Annotated in this window: 34 protein-coding genes and 1 pseudogene; 29 read left to right on the top strand and 6 right to left on the bottom strand. The window is 41.0% G+C overall.

Going from position 1 to position 22,508, the window contains the following annotated elements:
- Positions 1–19: 19 nt before the first annotated feature.
- The 5 genes from LG402_RS12450 to LG402_RS12470 all read right to left on the bottom strand — a co-directional run bounded on the left by LG402_RS12450 (position 20) and on the right by LG402_RS12470 (position 3,891).
- Positions 20–1,396 (bottom strand): replicative DNA helicase, encoded by a 1,377-nt coding sequence (locus LG402_RS12450; RefSeq protein ID WP_227335665.1) that lies wholly within the window; start codon positions 1,394–1,396, stop codon positions 20–22.
- A complete protein-coding gene (locus tag LG402_RS22360; protein ID WP_227335666.1) occupies positions 1,396–2,880 on the bottom strand; it encodes a replication protein in 1,485 nt (494 codons plus the stop codon). Before LG402_RS22360 ends, LG402_RS12450 begins: the two co-directional genes overlap by 1 nt.
- A complete protein-coding gene (locus tag LG402_RS12460) occupies positions 2,873–3,049 on the bottom strand; it encodes a hypothetical protein (RefSeq protein ID WP_164484703.1) in 177 nt (58 codons plus the stop codon). The genes LG402_RS22360 and LG402_RS12460 overlap by 8 nt, the downstream gene beginning before the upstream one ends.
- Positions 3,050–3,140: 91 nt before the next feature.
- Complete coding sequence (locus tag LG402_RS12465) at positions 3,141–3,521, bottom strand: hypothetical protein (protein ID WP_099659429.1); 381 nt, start codon at positions 3,519–3,521, stop codon at positions 3,141–3,143.
- Between the two features lie 142 nt (positions 3,522–3,663).
- Complete coding sequence (locus tag LG402_RS12470) at positions 3,664–3,891, bottom strand: transcriptional regulator (protein ID WP_036907955.1); 228 nt, start codon at positions 3,889–3,891, stop codon at positions 3,664–3,666.
- Positions 3,892–3,995: 104 nt separating this feature from the next.
- Here LG402_RS12470 and LG402_RS12475 point away from each other — a divergent pair, with 104 nt between their 5' ends.
- The 23 genes and pseudogenes from LG402_RS12475 to LG402_RS12585 all read left to right on the top strand — a co-directional run bounded on the left by LG402_RS12475 (position 3,996) and on the right by LG402_RS12585 (position 15,159).
- Complete coding sequence (locus LG402_RS12475) at positions 3,996–4,721, top strand: XRE family transcriptional regulator (RefSeq protein ID WP_123822531.1); 726 nt, start codon at positions 3,996–3,998, stop codon at positions 4,719–4,721.
- A gap of 179 nt (positions 4,722–4,900) precedes the next feature.
- Positions 4,901–5,311, top strand: coding sequence for a hypothetical protein (locus tag LG402_RS12480; protein ID WP_227335667.1), 411 nt, complete (start codon positions 4,901–4,903; stop codon positions 5,309–5,311).
- Between the two features lie 425 nt (positions 5,312–5,736).
- Positions 5,737–6,060 carry a hypothetical protein gene (locus tag LG402_RS12485; RefSeq protein WP_227335668.1) on the top strand — a complete coding sequence of 108 codons (324 nt, stop codon included), beginning with the start codon at positions 5,737–5,739 and terminating at the stop codon, positions 6,058–6,060.
- 2 nt (positions 6,061–6,062) lie between these two features.
- A complete protein-coding gene (locus tag LG402_RS12490) occupies positions 6,063–6,239 on the top strand; it encodes a hypothetical protein (protein ID WP_227335669.1) in 177 nt (58 codons plus the stop codon).
- Positions 6,240–6,298: 59 nt separating this feature from the next.
- Positions 6,299–6,571 (top strand): hypothetical protein, encoded by a 273-nt coding sequence (locus LG402_RS12495; RefSeq protein ID WP_227335670.1) that lies wholly within the window; start codon positions 6,299–6,301, stop codon positions 6,569–6,571.
- 29 nt (positions 6,572–6,600) lie between these two features.
- Positions 6,601–6,909, top strand: a complete 309-nt coding sequence (locus LG402_RS12500) for a hypothetical protein (protein ID WP_227335671.1) — start codon at positions 6,601–6,603, stop codon at positions 6,907–6,909.
- Positions 6,910–6,952: 43 nt separating this feature from the next.
- On the top strand, positions 6,953–7,210 hold the full coding sequence (locus LG402_RS12505) for a hypothetical protein (RefSeq protein WP_227335672.1): 258 nt from the start codon (positions 6,953–6,955) through the stop codon (positions 7,208–7,210).
- 81 nt (positions 7,211–7,291) lie between these two features.
- The gene (locus tag LG402_RS12510) at positions 7,292–7,492 is read left to right on the top strand and encodes a hypothetical protein (protein ID WP_227335673.1); all 201 of its coding nucleotides are present in this window, start codon (positions 7,292–7,294) and stop codon (positions 7,490–7,492) included.
- A 16-nt stretch (positions 7,493–7,508) separates the two neighbouring features.
- Positions 7,509–8,510: pseudogene (locus tag LG402_RS12515) on the top strand (cell envelope biogenesis protein TolA).
- Between the two features lie 201 nt (positions 8,511–8,711).
- The gene (locus LG402_RS12520) at positions 8,712–8,888 is read left to right on the top strand and encodes a hypothetical protein (protein ID WP_227335674.1); all 177 of its coding nucleotides are present in this window, start codon (positions 8,712–8,714) and stop codon (positions 8,886–8,888) included.
- Between the two features lie 15 nt (positions 8,889–8,903).
- Positions 8,904–9,125, top strand: a complete 222-nt coding sequence (locus LG402_RS12525; RefSeq protein ID WP_227335675.1) for a hypothetical protein — start codon at positions 8,904–8,906, stop codon at positions 9,123–9,125.
- Positions 9,122–9,934, top strand: coding sequence for a PD-(D/E)XK nuclease-like domain-containing protein (locus LG402_RS12530; protein ID WP_227335676.1), 813 nt, complete (start codon positions 9,122–9,124; stop codon positions 9,932–9,934). The genes LG402_RS12525 and LG402_RS12530 overlap by 4 nt, the downstream gene beginning before the upstream one ends.
- A gap of 1 nt (position 9,935) precedes the next feature.
- Positions 9,936–10,811: a RecT family recombinase gene (locus tag LG402_RS12535; RefSeq protein ID WP_227335677.1), complete on the top strand. Its 876-nt coding sequence runs from the start codon at positions 9,936–9,938 to the stop codon at positions 10,809–10,811.
- Between the two features lie 93 nt (positions 10,812–10,904).
- Positions 10,905–11,198 carry a hypothetical protein gene (locus LG402_RS12540; RefSeq protein WP_227335678.1) on the top strand — a complete coding sequence of 98 codons (294 nt, stop codon included), beginning with the start codon at positions 10,905–10,907 and terminating at the stop codon, positions 11,196–11,198.
- Positions 11,199–11,246: 48 nt separating this feature from the next.
- Positions 11,247–11,534, top strand: a complete 288-nt coding sequence (locus LG402_RS12545) for a ClpX C4-type zinc finger protein (RefSeq protein WP_227335679.1) — start codon at positions 11,247–11,249, stop codon at positions 11,532–11,534.
- The gene (locus LG402_RS12550) at positions 11,531–11,872 is read left to right on the top strand and encodes a hypothetical protein (protein WP_227335680.1); all 342 of its coding nucleotides are present in this window, start codon (positions 11,531–11,533) and stop codon (positions 11,870–11,872) included. The genes LG402_RS12545 and LG402_RS12550 overlap by 4 nt, the downstream gene beginning before the upstream one ends.
- Entirely contained in the window at positions 11,872–12,024 is a 153-nt protein-coding gene (locus LG402_RS12555; protein WP_227335681.1) for a hypothetical protein, read from the top strand. Before LG402_RS12550 ends, LG402_RS12555 begins: the two co-directional genes overlap by 1 nt.
- Positions 12,025–12,187: 163 nt before the next feature.
- Positions 12,188–12,364: a hypothetical protein gene (locus tag LG402_RS12560; protein WP_004916560.1), complete on the top strand. Its 177-nt coding sequence runs from the start codon at positions 12,188–12,190 to the stop codon at positions 12,362–12,364.
- Between the two features lie 3 nt (positions 12,365–12,367).
- Entirely contained in the window at positions 12,368–12,664 is a 297-nt protein-coding gene (locus LG402_RS12565) for a DUF2591 domain-containing protein (protein ID WP_227335682.1), read from the top strand.
- Positions 12,654–13,199, top strand: coding sequence for a phage N-6-adenine-methyltransferase (locus tag LG402_RS12570; protein ID WP_227335683.1), 546 nt, complete (start codon positions 12,654–12,656; stop codon positions 13,197–13,199). Before LG402_RS12565 ends, LG402_RS12570 begins: the two co-directional genes overlap by 11 nt.
- 7 nt (positions 13,200–13,206) lie before the next feature.
- Complete coding sequence (locus LG402_RS12575) at positions 13,207–13,413, top strand: DUF4060 family protein (RefSeq protein ID WP_103004601.1); 207 nt, start codon at positions 13,207–13,209, stop codon at positions 13,411–13,413.
- Between the two features lie 203 nt (positions 13,414–13,616).
- Positions 13,617–13,853 carry an excisionase family protein gene (xisR, locus tag LG402_RS12580; RefSeq protein ID WP_123822292.1) on the top strand — a complete coding sequence of 79 codons (237 nt, stop codon included), beginning with the start codon at positions 13,617–13,619 and terminating at the stop codon, positions 13,851–13,853.
- A gap of 4 nt (positions 13,854–13,857) precedes the next feature.
- Complete coding sequence (locus LG402_RS12585; RefSeq protein ID WP_227335684.1) at positions 13,858–15,159, top strand: Arm DNA-binding domain-containing protein; 1,302 nt, start codon at positions 13,858–13,860, stop codon at positions 15,157–15,159.
- A 5-nt stretch (positions 15,160–15,164) separates the two neighbouring features.
- Here the strand turns inward: LG402_RS12585 and fliE are convergent, their stop codons facing one another.
- On the bottom strand, positions 15,165–15,476 hold the full coding sequence (gene fliE, locus LG402_RS12590; RefSeq protein ID WP_004248328.1) for a flagellar hook-basal body complex protein FliE: 312 nt from the start codon (positions 15,474–15,476) through the stop codon (positions 15,165–15,167).
- Between the two features lie 276 nt (positions 15,477–15,752).
- Between fliE and fliF the strand changes: the two genes are divergently transcribed.
- Genes fliF through LG402_RS12620 form a run of 6 tightly spaced genes read left to right on the top strand, consistent with a single transcriptional unit; the run spans position 15,753 to position 22,440 of the window.
- The gene (fliF, locus tag LG402_RS12595; protein ID WP_227335685.1) at positions 15,753–17,480 is read left to right on the top strand and encodes a flagellar basal-body MS-ring/collar protein FliF; all 1,728 of its coding nucleotides are present in this window, start codon (positions 15,753–15,755) and stop codon (positions 17,478–17,480) included.
- Entirely contained in the window at positions 17,477–18,475 is a 999-nt protein-coding gene (fliG, locus tag LG402_RS12600; protein ID WP_109407804.1) for a flagellar motor switch protein FliG, read from the top strand. The genes fliF and fliG overlap by 4 nt, the downstream gene beginning before the upstream one ends.
- Positions 18,468–19,187 carry a flagellar assembly protein FliH gene (gene fliH, locus LG402_RS12605; RefSeq protein ID WP_109407805.1) on the top strand — a complete coding sequence of 240 codons (720 nt, stop codon included), beginning with the start codon at positions 18,468–18,470 and terminating at the stop codon, positions 19,185–19,187. The genes fliG and fliH overlap by 8 nt, the downstream gene beginning before the upstream one ends.
- Positions 19,187–20,554, top strand: a complete 1,368-nt coding sequence (gene fliI, locus LG402_RS12610; protein ID WP_166539691.1) for a flagellar protein export ATPase FliI — start codon at positions 19,187–19,189, stop codon at positions 20,552–20,554. The genes fliH and fliI overlap by 1 nt, the downstream gene beginning before the upstream one ends.
- Positions 20,555–20,590: 36 nt before the next feature.
- Positions 20,591–21,037, top strand: coding sequence for a flagellar export protein FliJ (gene fliJ / locus LG402_RS12615; protein WP_006533149.1), 447 nt, complete (start codon positions 20,591–20,593; stop codon positions 21,035–21,037).
- Positions 21,037–22,440: a flagellar hook-length control protein FliK gene (locus tag LG402_RS12620; RefSeq protein ID WP_227335686.1), complete on the top strand. Its 1,404-nt coding sequence runs from the start codon at positions 21,037–21,039 to the stop codon at positions 22,438–22,440. The genes fliJ and LG402_RS12620 overlap by 1 nt, the downstream gene beginning before the upstream one ends.
- Positions 22,441–22,508 lie beyond the last annotated feature (68 nt).

Genomic DNA, 22,508 nt, shown 5'->3' on the forward strand with positions numbered 1-22,508 from the left:
CTAAAAATCCTCTTGCGTGTTAACACTCAATTTCTTCATCTGCGTAGTCGTTGTTTATATTGCTCAACACTGCCTGATCTAAACCACCTCTAGCGTTAGTGAAGTAATATGTTTTTTCTGCACCGGGTGCGTGACGTGATTTTGTGCAAATAACCTCAGTGATACCTTTCAGGTTGGTGTCGGGATGATATTTCTCATCACGATAAATCATGAAGATAACGTCCGCTTCCTGCTCAATAACGCCAGACTCTCTCAAATCAGCATTAACGGGGCGCTTATTGGTGCGTTGCTCTAAGTTACGGTTTAACTGCGCCAGTGCGACTACGGGGCACTTAAGCCCTTTCGCGAGGTTTTTTAACCCTGTTGCAATCTCACCTACTGACTGATTCATATTTTCAGGGTTGGTCATTTTCATTTTCTGCAAGTAGTCAACGATAATGACACCTAAACCACCCGTTTTTTTGTGCATCTTTCTAGCGTCAGCACGTATTTCATGAATGCTCATTGATGGTCGGTCATTGATATAAATCGGTGATTCCTGAATGTCAGCAAGTGCATGAGATAACTTAGCCCAAGCCTCATCCATGTTTATTTTCGATTTATCATCCCCGAGCAAGTCTTGCTTGTTAACCCCTGCATGATGAAATGAAATTCGTTCTGATATCTGCCATGACGGCATTTCAAGGCTATAAAAAACAACGGGTTTCTTTTGCTTCAATCCAATTGCTTTTGAAATTGCTGTACTGAACATGGTTTTACCCATACCTGGACGTCCACCAATAACAATCAAGTCAGTATTGTTAAATCCCCCAAATGCTTTATCGATATCAGGTAAGCCAAACTGAGTTTTATATTTCCAGATATCACCATTGATCATCGACTCAAGAATATTTATCGACTCATTGACACCGTCCATAATGTGCTGTGTTTCAACAACACTACCTGTGTCCATTGATGAGATTGTGGACTGAACCTCACCGACAACATCAACAAGGTCGCTAACGTTTGATGAGCTAATCTTCGCAATACCTTCATTGAGAACAGCTAGTGTTTTGCGTGCTGTGGTTAGATCCTTAATCTTTTGAACATAACCGGGCAACATTTGAATGCTTGATGTGTTTTTCGTGCATTCAGCAAGATAGCCAAACCCGCCAGTAATTACTGAGTTTCCTTGCTGTTCAAGCTCTCCATTCAGTAAAACCAAATCAACCTTAGAGCCATTTCTAACGAGGCTTTGCATAGCTTTAAAAATAGCCTTGTGAGCCGATGATGTGAAATCATCAGCAACTAAACTTTCAATCGCTGATATGGCAATCTCTTCGGTTTCAGATGTAGCAATCAGTATTCCACCAATGACAGCCTGCTCTGAATAATAATCCGTGAATTTATTTTCCATTAAACAATCCCTTTTTTCCGTTCGGTATATTCGCGCTTGGCTTGTTCGTAGGTTTGCGACCATCTTGTCGGCGTTAAGATCCAGTCAAGAGTTAACCATCCCTTGTCTTGTAAGCCAGTGAATAAACTTGATTGAGATATCAGCTTGAAGCAGGTGTCCATGTGTTTTACTTCACGCCATTGCCCTTTGTTAGTTTTGCCATTCCAGACAGCCTCCAAATCTTTGTAAGCAGGTCTGCGTGATGTCCACTCATGAAAATCAATGGCTCTTTCAGGAACGTATTTGTTCCAGATTTTGATTAATTCTTCATGAGGACAATCGACAGGATTGATACCGTCTCGGTTTTTCCACTTGATCGCATCTGACAGATAGCCATCGAAGCGGTTAACTCGGCAGATATTGGTTGGTTTTGCTATTGAGTTATTACGTCGCTTCCATGTTGACACCACCCACTCAATAACTGTGATTAAATCACTTAGCAGATATCTATCTCTGCTTTGGGTTGGAGATAAGAGAGTCATGAATGGTTTAAAGTCTCTGCATTGAGAGCCAGTGATATTGTTATAAAAATCTAGAGCTTCTCTTGCTTCCCTGATTATCTCTTCACGAGAAATTCCTTCACTTGAAGATGACATAGGATGAGCGCTTACCACTGGTATTCCATCGAAATCATATCTCTCAGACACGATCCCTTCTCTCACCAAAACGAAACCATCAGAAAGTTGTTTTAGTTTTACAATGGATTTATCTCTAGCATTCAGCCTATCGATTTCAATGCCACAAGAATCGCCTTCACCATTGGAAACCAGAAGATCAACTCGACCAGCTTTACCATCCCCTCTGTCGCTAACTCTAAATTCTCTTTCGCAGATATAACCCAACTCAACTAATTTTTGCTCAACAGAATTATGAAGCTTATCTGCCTTATCGAAATCAAATTTTCCTTCTAGGATTGAAATTAATTCTTCACGGAGAGAGCCTCCTTGATTTCCTCCCTTGGGAGGTATGGTGGGATCTTTTCTTTTGTCTTTTGTATTATTGTCTTTTGTGTTTGACTGTTTCGGTAAAGTGGTTTTTACCGTTTTAGTAAAGCTATTCTTTACCGTTTCGGTAAAACTTTTACTGTTTCGGTCAATGTCGGTTTCCCATTCAGAAATATTCTTATTCATTCCAATTTTTCGACCTTCCTGAATAAAGATTTTCATCCGAACTAATTGATTTTTAGCGGTGGAGCATTTGGTGCTATCAATCTTTGTCATGCTTTCAAGTTGTTCATTGCCAACCCAATCCATTTTTTTATTAAAGCCGTATGTTTTTCTCCACACAGCCATAACCATTAATAATTGGTGCTTGGTCAACCCAGCAAGCATGATTGCATCTAATAGCTCATTCGCTATTCTGGTATAGCCATTATCAAGATCTGCCACGTTAGGCCTCTCTTGCCGTCGTTGATTACCAAAATCTGCATATGCAACATTACTCATGCGATCCTCCTAGTAATTTCTCACGATGCTCATTTCTCAATTTTGCATCTTCGAATGCTTCCTTTAGACGTTTACTTCCTAACGGTGTCACTTCTCGTAACGTCTTATCTCGCATGATGTTTTTATGCACTTCGTGACGATTAAACCAATGATTAACTTTCTTCTTCATGGTATAATTCCCTTATTCCTAAGCTGTATCAGCAAAAGGAAAACTCAAAATCAGCTTTCCTTTAATACTGGTTATTGATACAGTGTATTTGTTAGTAGAACAGACCCAATTGTTCCTCTCTAAAGGCCTCAGTTGTTCCCGCAATTGAGGCTTTTTCATATGCATGAACTTGAAGTTTTAATCTCGATAGTTCAGCCATATTTTCTAAATAGAGTTTGTAGTCTGATTCTCTGATAACCTTCTCTCCTTCCCTGACAAAACCAACTACGCGACGTGTAGCAAGCATTTCGCATACACCATCAATAGATTGGATTCTTCTTGAGATAGTTGAGTCTGAGCGTGATGTGGCTTGTGCAATTTCTCGCTGATCCCCATCCCGTAATATTTGAAGTGCGTTACTAACTAAATGACGTGTTCTAAATTCAATAGCTCGTTTGTCACGAACTGTTTTGCATGTGTTTCCGTATTCCATTTGTTAAATTCCTTCTTAGATTACTTCCCATATTGGGAACAGCAGTAATGATCCGTGACTCATTCCATATGAGCGGATTGTTGATAATAATTTGCCGATTGAAGTCAAAAGGCATGGCGTGAATTTTTAAAGAGCGATTGTGTTACCAGTATTTATTACCCAAATCCCATAAGTGTGGTAAGTCAGGGCGAATGTCTTTTCCTTTAACTTGACCATTTGTAGCTTTAACAATTAACGGGATGTGTTCAGGTGATACTTTTGCCTTGTTATGTAGCCACTTAAAAACTGCTTGCTGTGTAATGCCACACGCTTCACCTAGTTTTTTCTGTGTCCCTACGATATCAATGGCGGTTTTAATTGCTTCATTCATAAAAAACCTCCGTTGTTTATTTTTGTATAATAAAACCTTAGTTGTTTTTAATCAACAACTATATTCGTTTGAATGGCAACAACTGTGGTTGTATATTTATGACTATGAAAACTACTCTTGCACAACGATTAAAAAAGGCTCGAAGATTGTCGGGCTTATCTCAAAAGGAACTAGGCGAAGCTGTTGGTGTATCCCAAGCCGCAATTCAAAAGATTGAGGTTGGAAGCGCGCAAAACTCAACTAAGCTAATAGAAATAGCTAAGGTTTTGAAAGTCTCTCCTGAATGGCTGTCGTCTGGTAATGGCGATGATCCAACACTGCCTGCTGTCCATGCATCCGAAGTAAGTAATGTAAATACTGCTACATATTCAGAGGCTGGATCTGGTGTTAGTAATGCTTATAAGGTTGAGATACTAGACATTCAAGCTAGCGCAGGCCCAGGAGTGATGGTTATCGATGATTTCATTGAGACAATCACGGCTATTGAGTATTCAGCGGATGAAGCCAAAAGATTATTCGGTGGTAGACCTTCAAATACGATAAAGATGATCACTGTAAAAGGTGACTCTATGTCAGAAACATTTGAGCCTAGAGATCAGATATTCGTAGATATAACCACTAACTTTTTTGACGGTGACGGGATTTATGTATTCGTTCTGGATAACCAGCTATACATAAAGAGATTACAGAAGCAACATAAGCGCCTAGCTGTCATATCAGATAACTCAAGGTATGAGACTTGGTATTTGGACGAAGAAGCCATTGGCGGCCTTTATATCCACGCTAAAGTGCTAGTTAGCCAATCAATAAAATATAAGTTCCACGGTTAACACAGTGGCCTGACGACACGTTTTAATAATCTTATTTTAACCGATAGATGGCTATAAACATAACTACGATAAGTCCAATGCAAATAGCCAATAGGTTTCCATACTGGCTTTGTAATACTGCATTTGCCTTTTCTAATTCAATGATTTTGACTTCCAAGTTAGGCATAGGAACCTCGATAGTGGATGAAATAGTTAAGTGGATTGTTGCAAATACTGAAAGAATTATATCAATCATTGCAATAATTGCATCATACTTTATTGGTGTTTATTCGAACAGACGCAACGACCGGCGCAAAGAGTTTAATTCAGTTGCGGACCAACTACATATACGGCTTATTAAAGCAAAGAAGGATCTGGAATCAGGGTTTTATATTCAACGCTCTTTAGTCAATGAAGATGAAATATTAACTCTTTCTATCCACATGAAAGAAAGGGAAAAAGAAAAACTGGTGGTGGCTTATAAGGAGTTTCGTGTTGCAGCATCAATGATTAAGTGGGATAAAAATCACAAACCAACTTTAGAAGATGATGCAAGACAGCAGATAGTAGAAAGCTTAAAGCCTCTTATAGAATTAACAAAACATAGATAATCCAGCCCTCCCAGCGAGGGCTTTTTTTTTACCTTCTCCCCTCCAAAGAAGTGATCTGCATTCCAATCTGAGATTTATTTGAAAATAAATTACCAATAAAAACAACCAAATAAAACCAAGGTAATATAAAAACACCAATATAAACAACTTTGGTTGTTGACAATAAAACAACTATAGTTTTAAATATAACTCATCAAAGGCAAGCAAGATACATCAGCAAGCCATGCTCTTTAAAAATATAGCAGTACGGACAATGACATCTTGTCCAACATTTCACTGAGTGAGTTTTGGGATTGGTGAATGCTAAGGCTGATTAGCAGCTGAATGCTAGCAGGCGTGGGCAACCAGTAAAGTAGCTGGGATTGTTCACAAGTAGGAGTTCAGCACCTACCACCAATCACTAAAACTTATTCAGAGGAGGCAACATGACAACTTATATTCAACCGTTAAAAACGTCGCCTAAGAAAGCAGACGAACGTAAACAAGTAGAAGTTAAGCATGTAAACAGTGATTCATATAAAGCTCGTCAATACGCTAGATATGCATCTTTCAGAGCTAACAAACTGAAAGAAGAAGAAATTTCTAAAGCTAACTCAGTGAAAGAGAAGAAAGAACGCCCTGTTCTCTCTCTCAAACCAATAGAGCATTATCCAAGTGGAGATAACTGTTGCTTACCTAATGTAGCAGTATTTTCAGGAGTTAAAACAAAACAGCCGAGCAGTGAGTTCGGGGTTACGGCGAGGGTTTAGGTATGGCAGGTTTAGATGTGACATTTCAGCAAGAATTAATAATCGACTGCAAGCGGTCTCAGCGTAAGTACATGTCTTGGGCTAAAGAGGATAAAGAATATCCTGAGTTACGCAAGGCTTGGTTAGAGCTGGCACTTATGGCACGTCGTCATGCTCGTGAGTGGTTCGTAATGAGTTAACTAATTACAGTCCATTCTGTGGGCTGTGGTGAGTTGATTAATAGATAGGAGATAGAGATATGTGTGATTGCTTTACAAAATTAGGTGATGACATGGAAAGTCGCATTAAAGCAAAACTACCAGAAGGTGCAAGCCTACAGTCTTCTGGCTGGAAACAATCAGGATTATTTATGTCTGGCGGCGTCATGTCAGTTAATTATTTCATTGAATACAACGCCAGTTATCAAGAAATCAAAAAGGACGGCACGCCGAAAGCCCGCCTAACAAAGCAGGATTTCCCTGTTATGTTCTCATTCTGCCCTTTCTGTGGCGTGAAATGCGAAACAAAATAGCATCGTATTTAGTTAATAACGGAGGGGGTATGACAGATAAGGAAGATTATATTGATGACTTACTGGGAAAGATGCCAGAGAAAAAAGAAACTGGTGGTTATGCATTTCCTCAGTCTGGATTTTTAGATTCAGGTAAGGACTGTTGGGTTAGCTCTGATTGTGGCGGTTCAGGTATGACGTTGCGAGACTATTTCGCTGCTAAATGTATGCAAGGTGATTGGGCATCAGGGTGCATGGATAGCGGATATTGGTCACAGGATGACATTGACGTCATTTTCAAGGATAAAGCTGAGACCTACTACCGCATGGCAGATGCAATGTTAAAGGCTAGGGGGTGATATGGGATTTAAAGGTACTCCAGCACCGTGGAGGCTCGCAACGATGGGTCCTAATGGCTGTCCTGTTGTAGGTGATAGAACAACGATGGTTGCCGTGCTGGCTCATACTGTAAATGAAGAAAGTCAGGTGTTAGAAGCCATGTCAAATGCTTACTTAATATCTGCCGCGCCTGAACTCCTTGAGTCATTAATAACGCTTGTGGCACAAGTGGAATTATTTTATAGCAAGGAAAAGGACGACTATCTTCCAGAGTACAAAGCAGCAAAATTAGCAATCGCGAAAGCTCTAGGTAAACCGTAAAGCCCTCGGTCAGCAGTAACCCACCACTTAATCACTCATATCGCTATTAATAGTGAGGAGTACGCACATAAGGAATTAATTATGGAATTCACAGAATCAGAAAGTAATCCAATTGCAAATAACAACAAACCAGTTCAAGCCGTAACTATCGGTAAGATGACTATTTCACAGTTTGGAGATGGCCAGCTTTGGATAGAAGAGCCCAACGGTGAACATGGTGGTTCATTTAAAGAATCTGATATCGCCAAGTTGCTCGAAGAATATCACGCCAAAAACTTCTAAACGCACATAAGGAAAATTGGAAATGGCAAATGAATTAGTCGTAATTGAAAAATCGACGGCGCTTGAAGTATTTAAATCATCAGACAGCGTCGAAGATATCATCCGTAAAGTAGAGCAAGAAGTTAACTCTTTTATTCACGATGTTAGCACTGCTAAAGGTCGCAAGGAAATTGCTTCGCTGGCTTATAAAGTCGCTCAATCAAAAACTTACCTTGATGGGCTCGGTAAAGACTTGGTGGCAGAGTTAAAAGAAATACCAAAGCTAATCGATGCTAATCGCCGAACTGTACGAGAGCGTTTTGATGCATTGCGCGATAAAGTTCGACAGCCATTAACCGAGTGGGAGGCTGAGCAAGATAGAATAAAAGCAGAACAGCAAATGTTAGCGTGGCACGAAGAGGCGCTAGAAATGAATGCAGTATTCGATAAGGCACTTGCTGAGCGTATCGAGTCAGACCATGAAATAGCCCTGCTCATGAATGAGAAGTTCGATCGTGATTTAGAAGAGGATAAAGCCGAAGCAGAACGCCAACGTATTGCTCACGAAGAAGAGCTGAAGAAACAAGCAGTAGAGCAAGCAAGGTTAGAAGCTGAACGGAAAGCACAGCAAGAAATTGAAGCATCAGCTAAGCGTGAGCGTGAAGCAAAAGAAGCCGCTGAACGTGCAGAGCGTGAAAAGCAGGAAGCAATTCAACGTGCAGGGCAAGCAGTAAAAGAAGCCAAGGAAAAGGCAGAACGTGATGCTAAAGAGGCTCAGGAACGAGCTGAACGTGAGAAGCAATTAGCTATCGAGGCTGAGCGTAAGAAAGCACAGGAAGCAGAACAAGCGCGATTAGCAGAAGAAGAACGTAAGCGTCAGGAAGAAGCTAAACGTCAGGCTGATAAGGAGCATTAGAAAACAGTTAACAATAAAGCCATGCAAGATTTAATTGATGCTGGCATTCCAGAAGAGTGCGCCAAGAATTGCATTATCGCTATCGCTAAAAACTTAGTGTCAAACGTAAAAATTCACTACTAACCCACCGCACCAACACCAGATAACCACCCTATCGCTATCGCAAGATTAGCGCAGATTTCGCACATCCAGAGGTAAGCATGAATATTGATAAATACAAACTTTGTTTAGCTCAATCGCAAGCTGGAATTGCACGTTTTCTCAAGGATGAGGATGGATGGAGCGAAGCAAATGAAACATTAAGAAAAGCATACGGAGTACAACATGAACGCAAAACAGAAACATGTAAAACATCAGATATTCGCACTATTGCGAGAGTCTGAAATGACTGACGACCAATTAAATGATTTAGTTTTCGAATGGAAAATTGGGATCAGTAAAGAAAAAACTCGCCTAATTCAAAACGAAATTAATGCGCGCAAGGAGTGTGCATTTATTTAATGGAGGTGACGCTCGATGAATCCTTATTATGAACTTGATGCAATGGAAGAGCGAAGACAAGAAGAAGCATCATGGATTGATGCAAGGGACGCTGAGTTAAGTAATGTCGCATTTAACGTGGTTGATGGATTACCAAAGGATATTACCAGTCAATGGAGTGACAGCGTTTTCGATATGACAATTGATGGTCTTTACAAGGAGTTAAAGAACTATCAGGAACGCAGGAGGATGTCGTGAAAGCCGGAATATATTACGACATTTCAAATGAGGACTATCACCATGGATTAGGGATCAGTAAGTCTCAGTTGGACGATATGGCAAGAAGTCCTGCATTTTATAAATGGAAGAAAAATGCACCATTAGACACGGAAAAGTTGAAGGCTTTAGATATGGGTACCGCCCTTCACTGCTTACTTTTAGAGCCAGATGAATTTTTAAATAGGTTCATCGAGGCTCCTGAATTTAACAGAAGGACGAAGGATGGTAAGCAGGAAGAAAAGGACTTTCTAAAAGAATGTGATGATTCAGGGAAGACCGTAATGGATTACGAACAGCATCGGAAGCTGAAAATAATGCGTGATAGTGTCCTCGCCCACCACGCGGCAAGGTATTTTCTTGAGGCTGACGGTTATAGCGAGGCGTCAATTTACTGGGAAGATGCAGACACGGAAGAATTATGCAGGATTAGACCAGACAAGTTTTTATCAAATCAGCCAGTAATTATCGATGTAAAAAAAGTAGCCGATATGAGTCGATTTGATCGTCACATCGAAGAGTTTCGCTATCACGTTCAGCATGCAATGTATCAGGAAGGTTATTTGCAACATTTTGGTGAGTCACCAATTTTCCTCTTTCTTGCTGTAAGCGAAACAATTGATTGTGGAAGATATCCAGTTCACGTCTTTGAGTTAGATTCTGAGGACGTTGATGTCGGGTTTAGTTTATTCAAACAAAATTTACATACTTTTCATGAGTGCCGTATCAATGATGACTGGGGCGGCATAGAACCCATATCACGCCCTGCGTGGGCTAAACGGAGGGATTAATATGTCTCAAGAAATAACAACTATCAATACAGAACATGAGTCTGACACATCAACCGCAATATTCAGCCCATCAGGATTACAAAAGCTTCAGGCATTTGCAGAGATTATGTCTCAAGGTGTTGCTACTGTTCCGAGGCATTTAGCAGGCAAGCCAGCGGATTGTTTAGCTGTGGCGCTGCAGGCAGCTCAATGGCGAATGAATCCATATGCGGTAGCTCAAAAGACCCACTTAGTTAATGGCGTGCTCGGCTACGAGGCTCAGCTAGTCAACGCTGTTGTTACAAGTTCAAAAGCTGTTAATGGTCGATTTCATTACCGATATGGCGGTGATTGGGAGCGAATAACGGGAACAAAAGACAAGTCTGACGAAACCGGTTTATTTGTTCAGGTTGGGGCTATTCTTTATGGTGAGAATGAGATCACGTGGGGTGAGCCACTCTATATGATTGATATCACCACCAGAAATTCACCGCTATGGAAAACAGCGCCAAAGCAACAGATTGCCTATCTAGCAGTTAAGTATTGGGCTCGACTTTATTGCCCCGAAGTTATCCTCGGAGTTTACACTCCTGACGAATTTGATTCAGAGCCTAGAACGGCAAGAGATATAACGCCAAAAACAACAAAGAAGTCCCTTAATAATCTGATTAACAACAAGCCACAAAATAATGATGAATTCGAAAAGCCAGCCGATAAACGCACGCCAGATGAGTTGTTATCTGACTTTACTAATGCGGCAAGCAGTGCAAAAACAACTGATGAGCTCGATAAGCTTTACAGATATGCAGGTAAAGGGCTAGCCAATGAGCCTGATCTACTCTCAAGGGCGACTGATGTTTATCAAATTCGCAAAGATGAATTAATGGGTGTTATTTAATGGATTTTTAATTTCAAGGATGAAATACACCCTACCAGTTTAACCAAAGGATATAACCATTACTCAGTGCAAGGATGCAAACAGGAGATAGATATGACAAAAAAGATGAAATTAACCGCATACGATGAATGCGGCAATGAAGTGAACGGAGTTTCGCTAAGTGTTACCGAGAGCCAGTGGAACGCCATGAGTAGAGATGACCAAGCGGAAGTAGAGAAAAACACTCTAGCTATGCTATTCGAGGTTCGCGTGTCTCCTTTTTTAGATTCAAATAAAATTAACGAATACAAAATGAAAGATATGATTTTCGATTATTGCAAAGGAGAAGGCGTTGAACTTAACGAAGGCATTCGTCAAATCATTGAATTATTAAAAATACAAATATAGCAGGACGGCTTAATTTAACTCGCAGGGATGCAATGAAGAGGAATGAATATGATTGAGCTACAAAAACAATTTCAACCCAAAGCGAGAAATATATGCTCTGCTTGCGGTAAAGATGCTGGGGTATCAAAGCTAGTTGTGGCAGGCAATGTCAATATCTGCTTTGAATGCGCTGATTTATCAAAACAACTTGCTGATAAAAAACGCAATGAAGTGGCTGAAAAGGAAATTGATGCCATGGCACCTGAAATTATGACGGTACTTTGCTGTGCAGATATTAGTATTGCACGCAACTATGCAAGCCGAATCTATAAAGCTGGATATAGAAAGGTGGAGTGATGGATATATTAGAAGAAGCATTTGAAGTCTGGTTTAAGAAGTCTCACGGATATAGTCCATCAGTAGCGCCACCTGATAGTCATTTAATTGGCGTTAGGCGTATGGCATTTGAAGCTGGATATAGAGCAGCTTTTAATGCTCTAAAAAAAGAACGCGACCAAGCAATTAAACATCTAATTTTAGTTTTCCAGCAATACGCAAATAGCGACCATTTATTTATGTCGGCTGGCGAAGATGCTTGCGAGTTTTTAGGTGACCTAGGCTATGGTATTGATACTGGTCGAACCCTTGAATTAACCGATAAAGGCAAGCAATTAATTAAAGAAGATTGGGAGTGATGAATAAATATAAAGCCGAACTAATTAACGGCAAACCAGTTATTTTATTAAATGGAAATATGATTGAAAAAGGATTTATTTCAATTGTAGACGCACAAGAAAAGGCTGATAAATTAAATCAAGCATCAATAAAAAACAACCAAGTCGAATAAAGCTAAATAACCATGCAAATAATCGGATATGTATTGCTCATGCTAATACAGGGTTCTGCTGTACCTGTAACGGAAGATATATACACGCAATTGGAATGCAATAAACGTGCTGAATATTTAATGTCAGTGAGGAATGTTGATGTTGTTTGTGGGGAGGTGATTCGTGAAAATAACAATTGAATGTAAAGATAATGAGTATTTATTTGCTCTTGAAGCAGCAAAAACAATTATCAGTAATAAGCCAGATGTTAATGCGTTAGCTGTTGCTACTGGTGACGGAAAAACTGCGTACGGTAAGAAATCACACGCAGGTAATTACAAAATAACTGTTAAGGATTAATCAATGAATAAATACACCGAACTATCTGATTTCGAGATTAATAAAAATGTTTTTATTAAATTATATGGCGAGGAATCACTAAAAGACAAAGATATGTTTAATTCGTTTTATCGAACTGACTATTGCCATAATCCAGAAGACGCCATGCCGATTATTATTGAGAATGAAATATCCATGATTAAAAGCTCAGGTGGATGGATGTGCTGTCATGGCTCAGTTGGTAATGTTGAGCATGAAAGCTTATACCGTGGCGCTATGGAAGTATTCCTGATGATGAAGGATGCGGAGAATGAAGGCTGACTACGGAGGTAGCCATACACCAAAGGAACTGCGTGATAGATGGCAAACTCCACTACCTTTATTCACAGCATTGGACGCTGAATTCGGTTTCTATTTAGATGCCGCCGCCGATAAAAATAATGCACTCTGTTCTCATTACCTCACCGAAAAAGACAACTCGTTAAATTGCGATTGGGAAAGTTATGGTGCTATTTGGGTGAATCCGCCATATTCAGATATTCAACCATGGATTAATAAAGCCGCCGAACAATGTAAAAAGCAATTGCAACCTGTTGTGATGTTAATTCCTGCCGATACTTCTGTTGGTTGGTTTAATTCTGCATTGGAAACAGTTGATGAGGTGAGATTAATTACAGGAGGAAGAATATCTTTTATTAATGCAGGAACAAACAAACCCGTCAATGGAAACAATAAAGGCTCAATGTTTTTAATATGGCGACCATATATCAAACCACGAAAGATAATTAACACTATCGATAGAGACGAGTTAATTAATATCGGTAATAAAATATTAAATGAATTGAAAATAGCATAGGTGAATTATGAGATTAATAATTCGCGGTGAAGTCACGCCCATAGAAAGGATTGCTATTAATGAGGCACTGGAAGCCCATAAAAAGAAATATAATAGAACTGGAATAATCGTTAGTCACAAAATAAAGATAGGAAAGAACATCTATCCCGTCGAAATAGAAAACTGTCGTAAATCATATATGGTCACTTTGCGTAATAAAAGGCAAAGATTATGAACGCACAGGCAATGGAAAACGCACGAAGGCAAATAGCAAAGGAATGCTTAATCGAACTCAGAAGCCACGGAATACCCAACGACAAACTAACCACTCAAATCCTCGATAAATACACACCAAAGTTTCACCGCTAAATAACATGAACTATCAGGACAAGATGGTCCTATCGTATTACCTACGGAAATTACAAAAGGAAGAGAAAGATGGATAACTTAACTCAGTTGATGCCAAATAAATGGGTGACAGAACCGCTTTTAGTTGCTATCACAGGAATGAAACCGGGAACAATAAAGCGAGCCAGGGAAAGCTCGTGGGCAATTGGTAGGGAGTATATTCACGTATCGCCAGAAGGAGAACCAAAGCCAAACTCAGAATGCATGTACAATCATCAGGCTATCAACGCATGGATTGAGAGACAAAAAAAGAAACAACCGAGGTGATGTAATGATCAAATATCCGACTGGAGTGGAGTTGCATAATGGCTCTCTCAGGATAAATTTCGTTTACAAAGGAAAGAGGATCAGGAAATGGCTAGCTATGCCAGATACAGCGAAAAATAGAAAGATTGCTGGTGAGTATAGGGCTTCTATTGTTTATAAGATAAAAATGGGAACGTTTGTTTTTGATGATGAGTTTCCAGATGACAAGAGAAGCTCTTCATATTCAAAAGATATTAACTTCATAGAGCTTGTTGATTTGTATATGGAGCTGAAGAAAACAGAGATAGCAACAAGTACACTGCGTCGCTATGACTCTATTTCTCGCTCACTAATGCAATTTGTTAGTTGTAAGAAAAGTATTTCAACATATACCCCTGCTGATTTGCTAAGAATTAGAAATAAGCTACTTACAGATCATCAGTTACCTAACAAATATAGACCAACACGAGATGACGGTAGAAGCGTTGCTACTGTAAATAACTATATGCGCATGCTTTTATCATTATTTAGATTTGCTTATAGAAACAAATATATTAACGATGATATTACTGTTGACTGTGGCTATCTGAAAAAAGAAAAGCCTATTCCTGATCCTCTGACTGAAGATGAATTCAAGAGATTGTTGCTAGCATGTCAGAATAATCAATCTAGAAACATGCTCATTCTATCTGTATATACAGGACTAAGACCGGGTGAGCTAACAGGATTAGCATGGGAGGATATAGATCTAGTTAAAAAGACAATAATGGTCAGAAGGAATGTTTGTGGTCCTTCCGATTTTTCATACCCGAAAACAGGTGCGAGCACCGATAGGATAATTAGCTTATTAGAGCCAGCCTTTAACTGCTTAAAGGATCAGTCTCTATATACAAAGATGACAGCGCCAATTGACGTTAAAGTAAAAACTCGTGAGTTTAATAAATATCGAACTGACTCATGCACATTTGTTTTCCAACCATCCATTGTTAGCGTGAATGGTGTTCTTACTAAATTTTATTCACCAGGAGGCTTCTCGCAAATATGGAGATCATTAATTAGAAGGTCTGGCGTTAGGCACAGAAAGTCATATCAAACAAGGCACACTTATGCTTGCTGGATGTTATCTGCTGGAGCGAATCCTGCATTCATTGCAACACAGATGGGGCACTCGTCATCAAAAATGGTACACGATGTTTATGGCGCTTGGATGCCTGAGAACGATCAAGACCAAATATCGCTATTAAACCAAAAATTGAATGATTCTGTCCCCTATGTGTCCCCATCGAGTCACAATAAAGATAACATTCGATTTATATCAAATAGTTAACCCTATCACACCTGCATCGACATTATTTCTTGATAAGCGGCGACCAACTTATTACGCACTTGTACGCCCATTTGTAATGAGATACTGGATTTTTGCATATCTACCATCACATCGTTTAATTCGACACCGGGTGTACCTAAGGTAAACGCTTGCACTTTGTTGGTTGCATTCACTCGAGTTTCATTAATTTTACCCACAGCTTGAACAAGCTGAGTAGCAAACCCTGCTTGTACTGGCTGGGGTTTTGCAATATTGGATGCTTGCAAAGTCTGGATTTGCATTTTATCCAGAACACTTTCAATAGCTGGAATTGACATATAAACCTCTGCGTTAATCATCTAATTCAATTACTGAATCAATGTCATAGTAAGGAAGTGAACCAACACGCTTACCGAGTTATACCCTAACACAGGGGCTTCATTCCAAAGCGAGTAATTGACGCAAAAGTTAAGGGCTAATTACGCCATTAAATGAAACGCAAAAGGCCAATAATGAGACACCTGAGAGTAGGTTTATTTATTTGCGTAAGGGGAGTCTGTTTTGTTACGCCACGCTTTTAGTATTCATCCCGAACTACAAGGCAAGGATTGTCTATGAATGCCGAAAAAACCGACGTTGTGAACCAGAAAAAAGGTTTTAACGCCATTATTAACCGGATAAAAGCCGATCCGAAAATTCCGCTAATTATTGCGGGTTCGGCGGCAATTGCCATTTTTGTTGCTGCATTTTTATGGTTACAAAGCCCTGATTATAAGGTGCTTTATAGTAATCTTAGCGATAAAGACGGTGGCGAAATTGTCACACAGTTAACACAAATGAACGTACCTTATCGCTTGTCACAAAATGGCGCAGCGATCATGGTGCCTGACAATCAGGTTCATGAATTACGCCTGAAACTCGCGCAAGCGGGACTTCCTAAAGGCGGTGCTGCCGGTTTTGAACTGTTAGATAAAGAAAAGTTCGGGATCAGCCAATTTAGTGAACAGATTAACTATCAACGTGCACTTGAAGGTGAGCTTGCTCGCACTATCGAGACATTAGGTCCTGTACAAAATGCTCGTGTTCATTTAGCACTACCAAAACCATCTCTTTTTGTTCGTGAACAGAAATCCCCTTCTGCATCCGTTACGGTGGGTCTTTTACAGGGTAGAGCGCTGGATGAAGGTCAAATTAATGCCATCGTGCATATCGTTGCAAGCAGTGTTGCAGGGATGCCTGATAGCAGTGTGACCATCGTTGACCAAAGTGGAAAATTATTGACACAACCTGATGCGTTAGGTCGTGACCTTAACTCTATTCAACTAAAATATGTTCAAGAGCTAGAAAGCCGCTACCAACAACGTATTGAAACATTACTTGGTCCAATCGTGGGTCGTGGAAATGTTCATGCTCAGGTAACTGCTCAAGTTGATTTCTCTCATACCGAAGAAACCGCTGAAGAGTACAAGCCGAATCAGCCACCTAATCAAGCAGCTGTGCGTTCAAAACAATTGAGCCAAAGTGAGCAAAATGGTGGCATGTTAGCGGGCGGTGTACCAGGAGCATTGTCTAATCAACCTGTTGCTCCACCTCAAGCGCCAATTGAAACACCAAAAGCGCAAGAAGATGAGAAAACAGATGAAGCCAATACAACGGGCACTAATCGTACATTAACGCGTAATCCAAACAGTAATAGCCGTTTAGATGAAACAACCAACTATGAAGTTGATCGCCGAATTCGTCATATAAAACGCCCTGTGGGTAATGTCGAACGTCTTTCTGTTGCTGTCATCGTGAACTATAAAACGATTGAAGATACGAAAGAAGCGGCTGAAGGCGAAGAGCCTGTTGTTGAAACTAAACAAATTCCGCTTACTGATGAACAAATTCAGCAAATTGAAGGACTTGTTCGTGAAGCGATGGGCTATTCCCAAGAACGTGGTGACTCATTAAGTGTCGTGAACTCGCAGTTCAATGATATTGAAGAGAAAGTAATTACTATTCCTGTATGGGAAAACCCAGAAATTCTTGCGAAAGCATTAGATTTAGGTCGCTGGTTATTACTTGTCATCATCGCATGGATCTTATGGCGCAAACTGGTGAAACCACAGCTTGAAAAACGCCGTGAAGCTGAAATTGCCGCACAGAAAGCCGTGCTGAAAACGAAGCTACAAGTTAAAGATGATGTTGATGAAACAGAATTAGATGACGAAGCAAGACGTAAACAAGCACGTAAACGTGTCAGTGCCGAATTGCAAAGCCAACGTATCCGTGAAATGGCAGAGAAAGATCCTCGTGTCGTTGCAATGGTAATTCGTGAATGGATGAGTAAAGAGCAATGAGTAATAACTTAACTGGAACCGAAAAAAGCGCCGTTATGTTACTAACACTCGGTGAAGACCGGGCGGCGGAAGTATTTAAACATCTAAGTACGCGCGAAGTTCAACAGCTGAGTATTGCAATGTCATCAATGCGCCATATCTCAAATCAGCAATTGATTGATGTTATGGCAAGCTTTGAAGAAGACGCTGTTCAATATGCAGCGTTGAATGTGAATGCGAACGATTACTTGCGCTCTGTTCTGGTCAAAGCACTGGGTGAAGAACGTGCAAATAATCTGTTAGATGAGATCTCTGAAACCCGTGAAACAACAACAGGTATCGAGACGCTTAACTTTATGGAGCCACAAATGGCTGCCGATATTATCCGCGACGAACATCCGCAGATTATCGCAACCATCTTGGTTCACCTCAAACGGGGTCAAGCGGCAGATATTCTTGCCCTGTTTGATGAGAAATTACGTAATGACGTGATGTTACGTATCGCAACATTTGGTGGTGTTCAGCCGTCAGCATTAGCAGAGTTAACTGAAGTACTGAATAACCTGCTTGATGGTCAAAACCTCAAACGCAGCAAAATGGGTGGTGTTCGTACTGCTGCTGAAATTATCAACCTGATGAAAAGCCAGCAGGAAGAGAATGTTATTACTGCGGTACGCGATTACGACGGCGAATTGGCACAAAAGATTATCGACGAAATGTTCCTGTTCGAAAACCTTATCGATATCGACAACCGTTCTATCCAGCGCATTCTACAGGAAGTGGAATCCGACTCCTTGGTTGTGGCATTGAAAGGATGCGAACAAGAGCTGCGCGATCACTTCCTCAACAATATGTCGCAACGTGCTGCTGAAATCATGCGTGATGATTTGAATTCTCGCGGCCCTGTTCGTATGTCTCAAGTGGAAGCAGAGCAGAAAGCAATTCTGCTTGTGGTACGCAAATTAGCAGAGACTGGAGAGGTTGTTCTTCATGGAGGAGACGATACCTATGTCTGATAAACATACTGATACTAACTGGAAGCCTTGGGTTCCCAAAGAACTCACTGATTGGGCATTAACTGTCGAGGAAACGACAGAAGACGAAAAGGAAGTCGAAAAACAGGAAAAAGAAGTTGTTCAGCAACAGAAAGTTCTTGAGCAAATTAATATGCTTGATGACATGAAAGACAAGGCCCAGAAATTGGGCCATGCTGAAGGCTTTGAGGCAGGGAAAAACCAGGGTTATCAGGAAGGCTATCAGGCTGGATTACAATCAGGTATTGAAGAAGGTATTCGCCAAGGCATTGCTCAACAATCACCATTAATTAATGAGTGGCAAGGGTTATTAGCTGAATTTAGACATTCACTGAATGGACTAGACAGTGTGATTGCATCACGCTTAATGCAAATTGCCCTTACAGCAGCCAAAGAAGTTCTGGGTCAACCTGCTGTCTGCGATGGTTCTGCATTGCTTGCACAAATAACCTTAATGTTGCAACAAGAACAAATGTTCTCAAGCAATCCACAGTTACGAGTGAATCCAAGACATATTCCACAAATTGAAAAAGAGCTGGGTGATTCCCTTTCTGCTCATGGTTGGAAAGTGGTTGCCGATAACAGTATTCATGTGGGTGGATGCCGTGTTGTAACAAATGATGGCGATCTTGATGCCACGATTGCAACTCGTTGGCATGAGCTTTGCCGTCTTGCTGCACCGGAGGCGTTGTAATGACAGCAAGATTGGGGCGTTGGTTAGAAAAACTCAGTGAAGCAGAAGCACGTTTAAATAAAATTCCACGTGTGCGTCAATATGGCCGTTTAACCAGAGCAACAGGTTTAGTCATGGAAGCTAAGGGGCTAGTTATGCCTCTTGGCTCTACGTGTTTAATCGAACGTACCATTGGCAAAACGGTTGAAGAAGTTGAAAGTGAAGTCGTTGGGTTCAATGGTAGCCAGATGTTGTTAATGCCTTTACAGGATGTCGAGGGATTAACTCCTGGGGCTCGTGTTTATGCCCAAGCCACACCTGGAGGTGAAAATGAAGGTCGCCAATTACCACTAGGTGATGCGTTATTAGGACGTGTTTTAGATGGTTCTGGTTACCCTTTAGATGGTTTACCACCACCGGATACAGGTTATCGTGCCCCACTCATTACGCCACCGATCAACCCATTACAAAGAACACCGATTACAGATGTTCTTGATGTAGGTGTACGTGCAATTAATGCATTATTAACGGTTGGTCGCGGTCAGCGTATGGGGCTTTTTGCAGGCTCAGGTGTGGGTAAAAGTGTGCTATTAGGCATGATGGCTCGTTTTACTCAAGCGGATGTCATTGTTGTTGGCTTAATCGGTGAACGTGGTCGTGAAGTTAAAGACTTTATCGAGAATATCCTTGGTACTGAAGGCCTAGCTCGTTCTGTTGTTGTTGCCGCACCAGCTGACGTATCACCACTGCTTCGTATGCAAGGTGCTTCTTATGCCACACGTATTGCTGAAGATTTTCGCGATAGAGGTAAACATGTCCTGTTAATTATGGACTCACTTACCCGTTACAGTATGGCACAACGTGAAATTGCTCTGGCTGTTGGTGAACCACCAGCAACCAAAGGCTATCCACCTTCTGTCTTTGCTAAATTACCTGCATTGGTCGAACGTGCAGGTAATGGCGTTGATGGTGGTGGTTCTATCACGGCTTTCTATACCGTTTTAACGGAAGGTGATGACCAGCAAGATCCAATTGCAGACTCAGCGCGCGCCATTTTAGATGGCCATATTGTGCTTTCTCGCTCACTTGCTGAATCAGGGCACTACCCTGCTATTGATATTGAAGCATCTATTAGCCGAGCAATGACATCGTTAATTGATAAGACACATTACCGTCGTGTACAGGTGTTTAAACAGCTCTTATCAAGTTATCAACGTAACCGAGACTTAATTAATGTGGGCGCTTATGCCGCGGGTAGTGATCCAATGCTGGATAAAGCAATTGCTCTTTATCCGTCTCTCGCGAAGTTCTTACAACAAGATATCCAAGAGCAATGCAGTTATCAAAGTGCATGTGAGCAACTTAATCAACTGATCACAGTAAACTAATTCTGAACATAATCAGAGAAAGTAAAGAGGGTTCCAATGCGGGAGCAGTCACCTTTAGTGACACTGAGAGAACTGGCACAGACAGCGGCTGAACAAGCCGCTATTCAACTGGCTCAGGTCCGGCAGAGTCATCAACAAATGGAACAGCAACTCAATATGTTGATTGGGTATCAGGATGAATACCGTGTACGTCTAAACGAAACGTTGAATTTAGGGGGGATGTCGTCAGCATCGTGGCAAAACTACCAACAATTTCTCAAAACGCTCGAATTGACTATCGAACAACATAAGCAACAACTTCAACATTGGCAGGCGCAACTCGATCTTGCAACTGAACAATGGCGAGAAAAACAGCAACGACTCAATGCATTTGAGACTTTGGAGCAACGTGCCGAAGATAGCCGTAAGCGACATCTCGATCGTATTGAACAGAAACAAATGGACGAGTACGCACAGCGTAGTACTTTACGGAGAACAACTTGATGGAGATAACGCTTCTGACCATGGATGTCGCTGCAGCCTCTCCGGGAACGACATCCGCTTCAAATAGTCAGCCCGGTGATAATGCCCCGACTTTCGCTCAGCTTTTGGGTTCTCAACCCCAAAATGCACAGAGTGATAAAAAGACAGCCAATATCACAAACCATTCAACCAAAGAGAATAAAGCACATTCACACTCTGATGAAGACAAAATAAAAGAAGACGGTAGTCATCTTGCGTCTGTCACCACAGAACCCAATGTGATAGAAGAGCCATCTCTTGAGAAATCTCAATTGACTCTTACTTTGCCTGATAATGAACAATTTGCAGCGATTGTTGAAAATAGAACCGCCTCATCATTAATATCAGCTGAAGAACTTGCCGCAGAGCTTCCTGTTCAGTTAGCAGGACTACCGGGATTAAAACGACTTACCCTTCCCTCAGAACAACTGACTCAAGCATTACAACAGCCTCAATCAGTTAAACGTGGTGAAGGTTTAGCCTCATTAGCACGCTCTATTTCAAAAGATAGCGATATGTCGGACTTCAACCTTACCGACAAGCTCAATCTATCGAAATCAGATGAAAAGTCACTGCTAACCCAGCTACGCCCAGAGACAGCGACATTAGCAACACAAAGTACACTTGTTGGTGCTAATCAAGCAGAAAAACCTTCTGCGAAAAAAGTCGATAGCATCGCAACACTTTTAACGCCAACAGCAGAAAAAGTGAATGCATTGCTAAATGGCGATAAACAAGCTGTAAATGCAAAATTAGCAGACAATGTTGCGCAGCAAATGGCGGCAGGTAACCGTGTTGCAGAAAGCGACCTTCACAACACACTCACTAACTCACCTTCTTTTTCTTCACAAGGCATTACGGGCCATGCTCACTCATCAACACAACCACAAATGCAATTTTCACCAATGGCAACACAGGTTTTAAATGCACAAGTGGGCACCCCTGAGTGGCAACAACAACTTAACCAGCAAATTGTCATGTTTAGTCGTAATGGTTTACAGAAAGCTGAGTTACGTTTACACCCTGAAGAGCTAGGTTCATTGCATATCCGCATGAAAATAGAAGATGGGCAAGCACAGTTACACCTTGCGTCACAAAGTGGTCAAGTTCGTTCTGTATTAGAAAATGCCATGCATCAATTGCGTCAAGCCCTCTCTGAAAATGGGATCCAGCTCACGCAAAGTCAGGTGTCTAGCGACACTAATGACAGTTGGCAACAACAAAATATGTCAGATTCCTCTCAATTTAGTGGAGATGGTGCCGATAATCATCAAGGAAGAGAGGGTAATTCAATGCAATTAGCCTCTGAACCGGCACTACAAAAGATAACCCTTACGCCTCAAGAATTAGCATCTGCTCGTGGTGGTGTTGATATTTTTGCCTAATACAAATGTATTGGGAGGACACACTATGTCAATAAACGTAAGAGTTAATGGTTTTTTCCCTATCTGTT

This window comes from Proteus sp. NMG38-2 (assembly GCF_020640995.1).
Taxonomy (GTDB): domain Bacteria; phylum Pseudomonadota; class Gammaproteobacteria; order Enterobacterales; family Enterobacteriaceae; genus Proteus.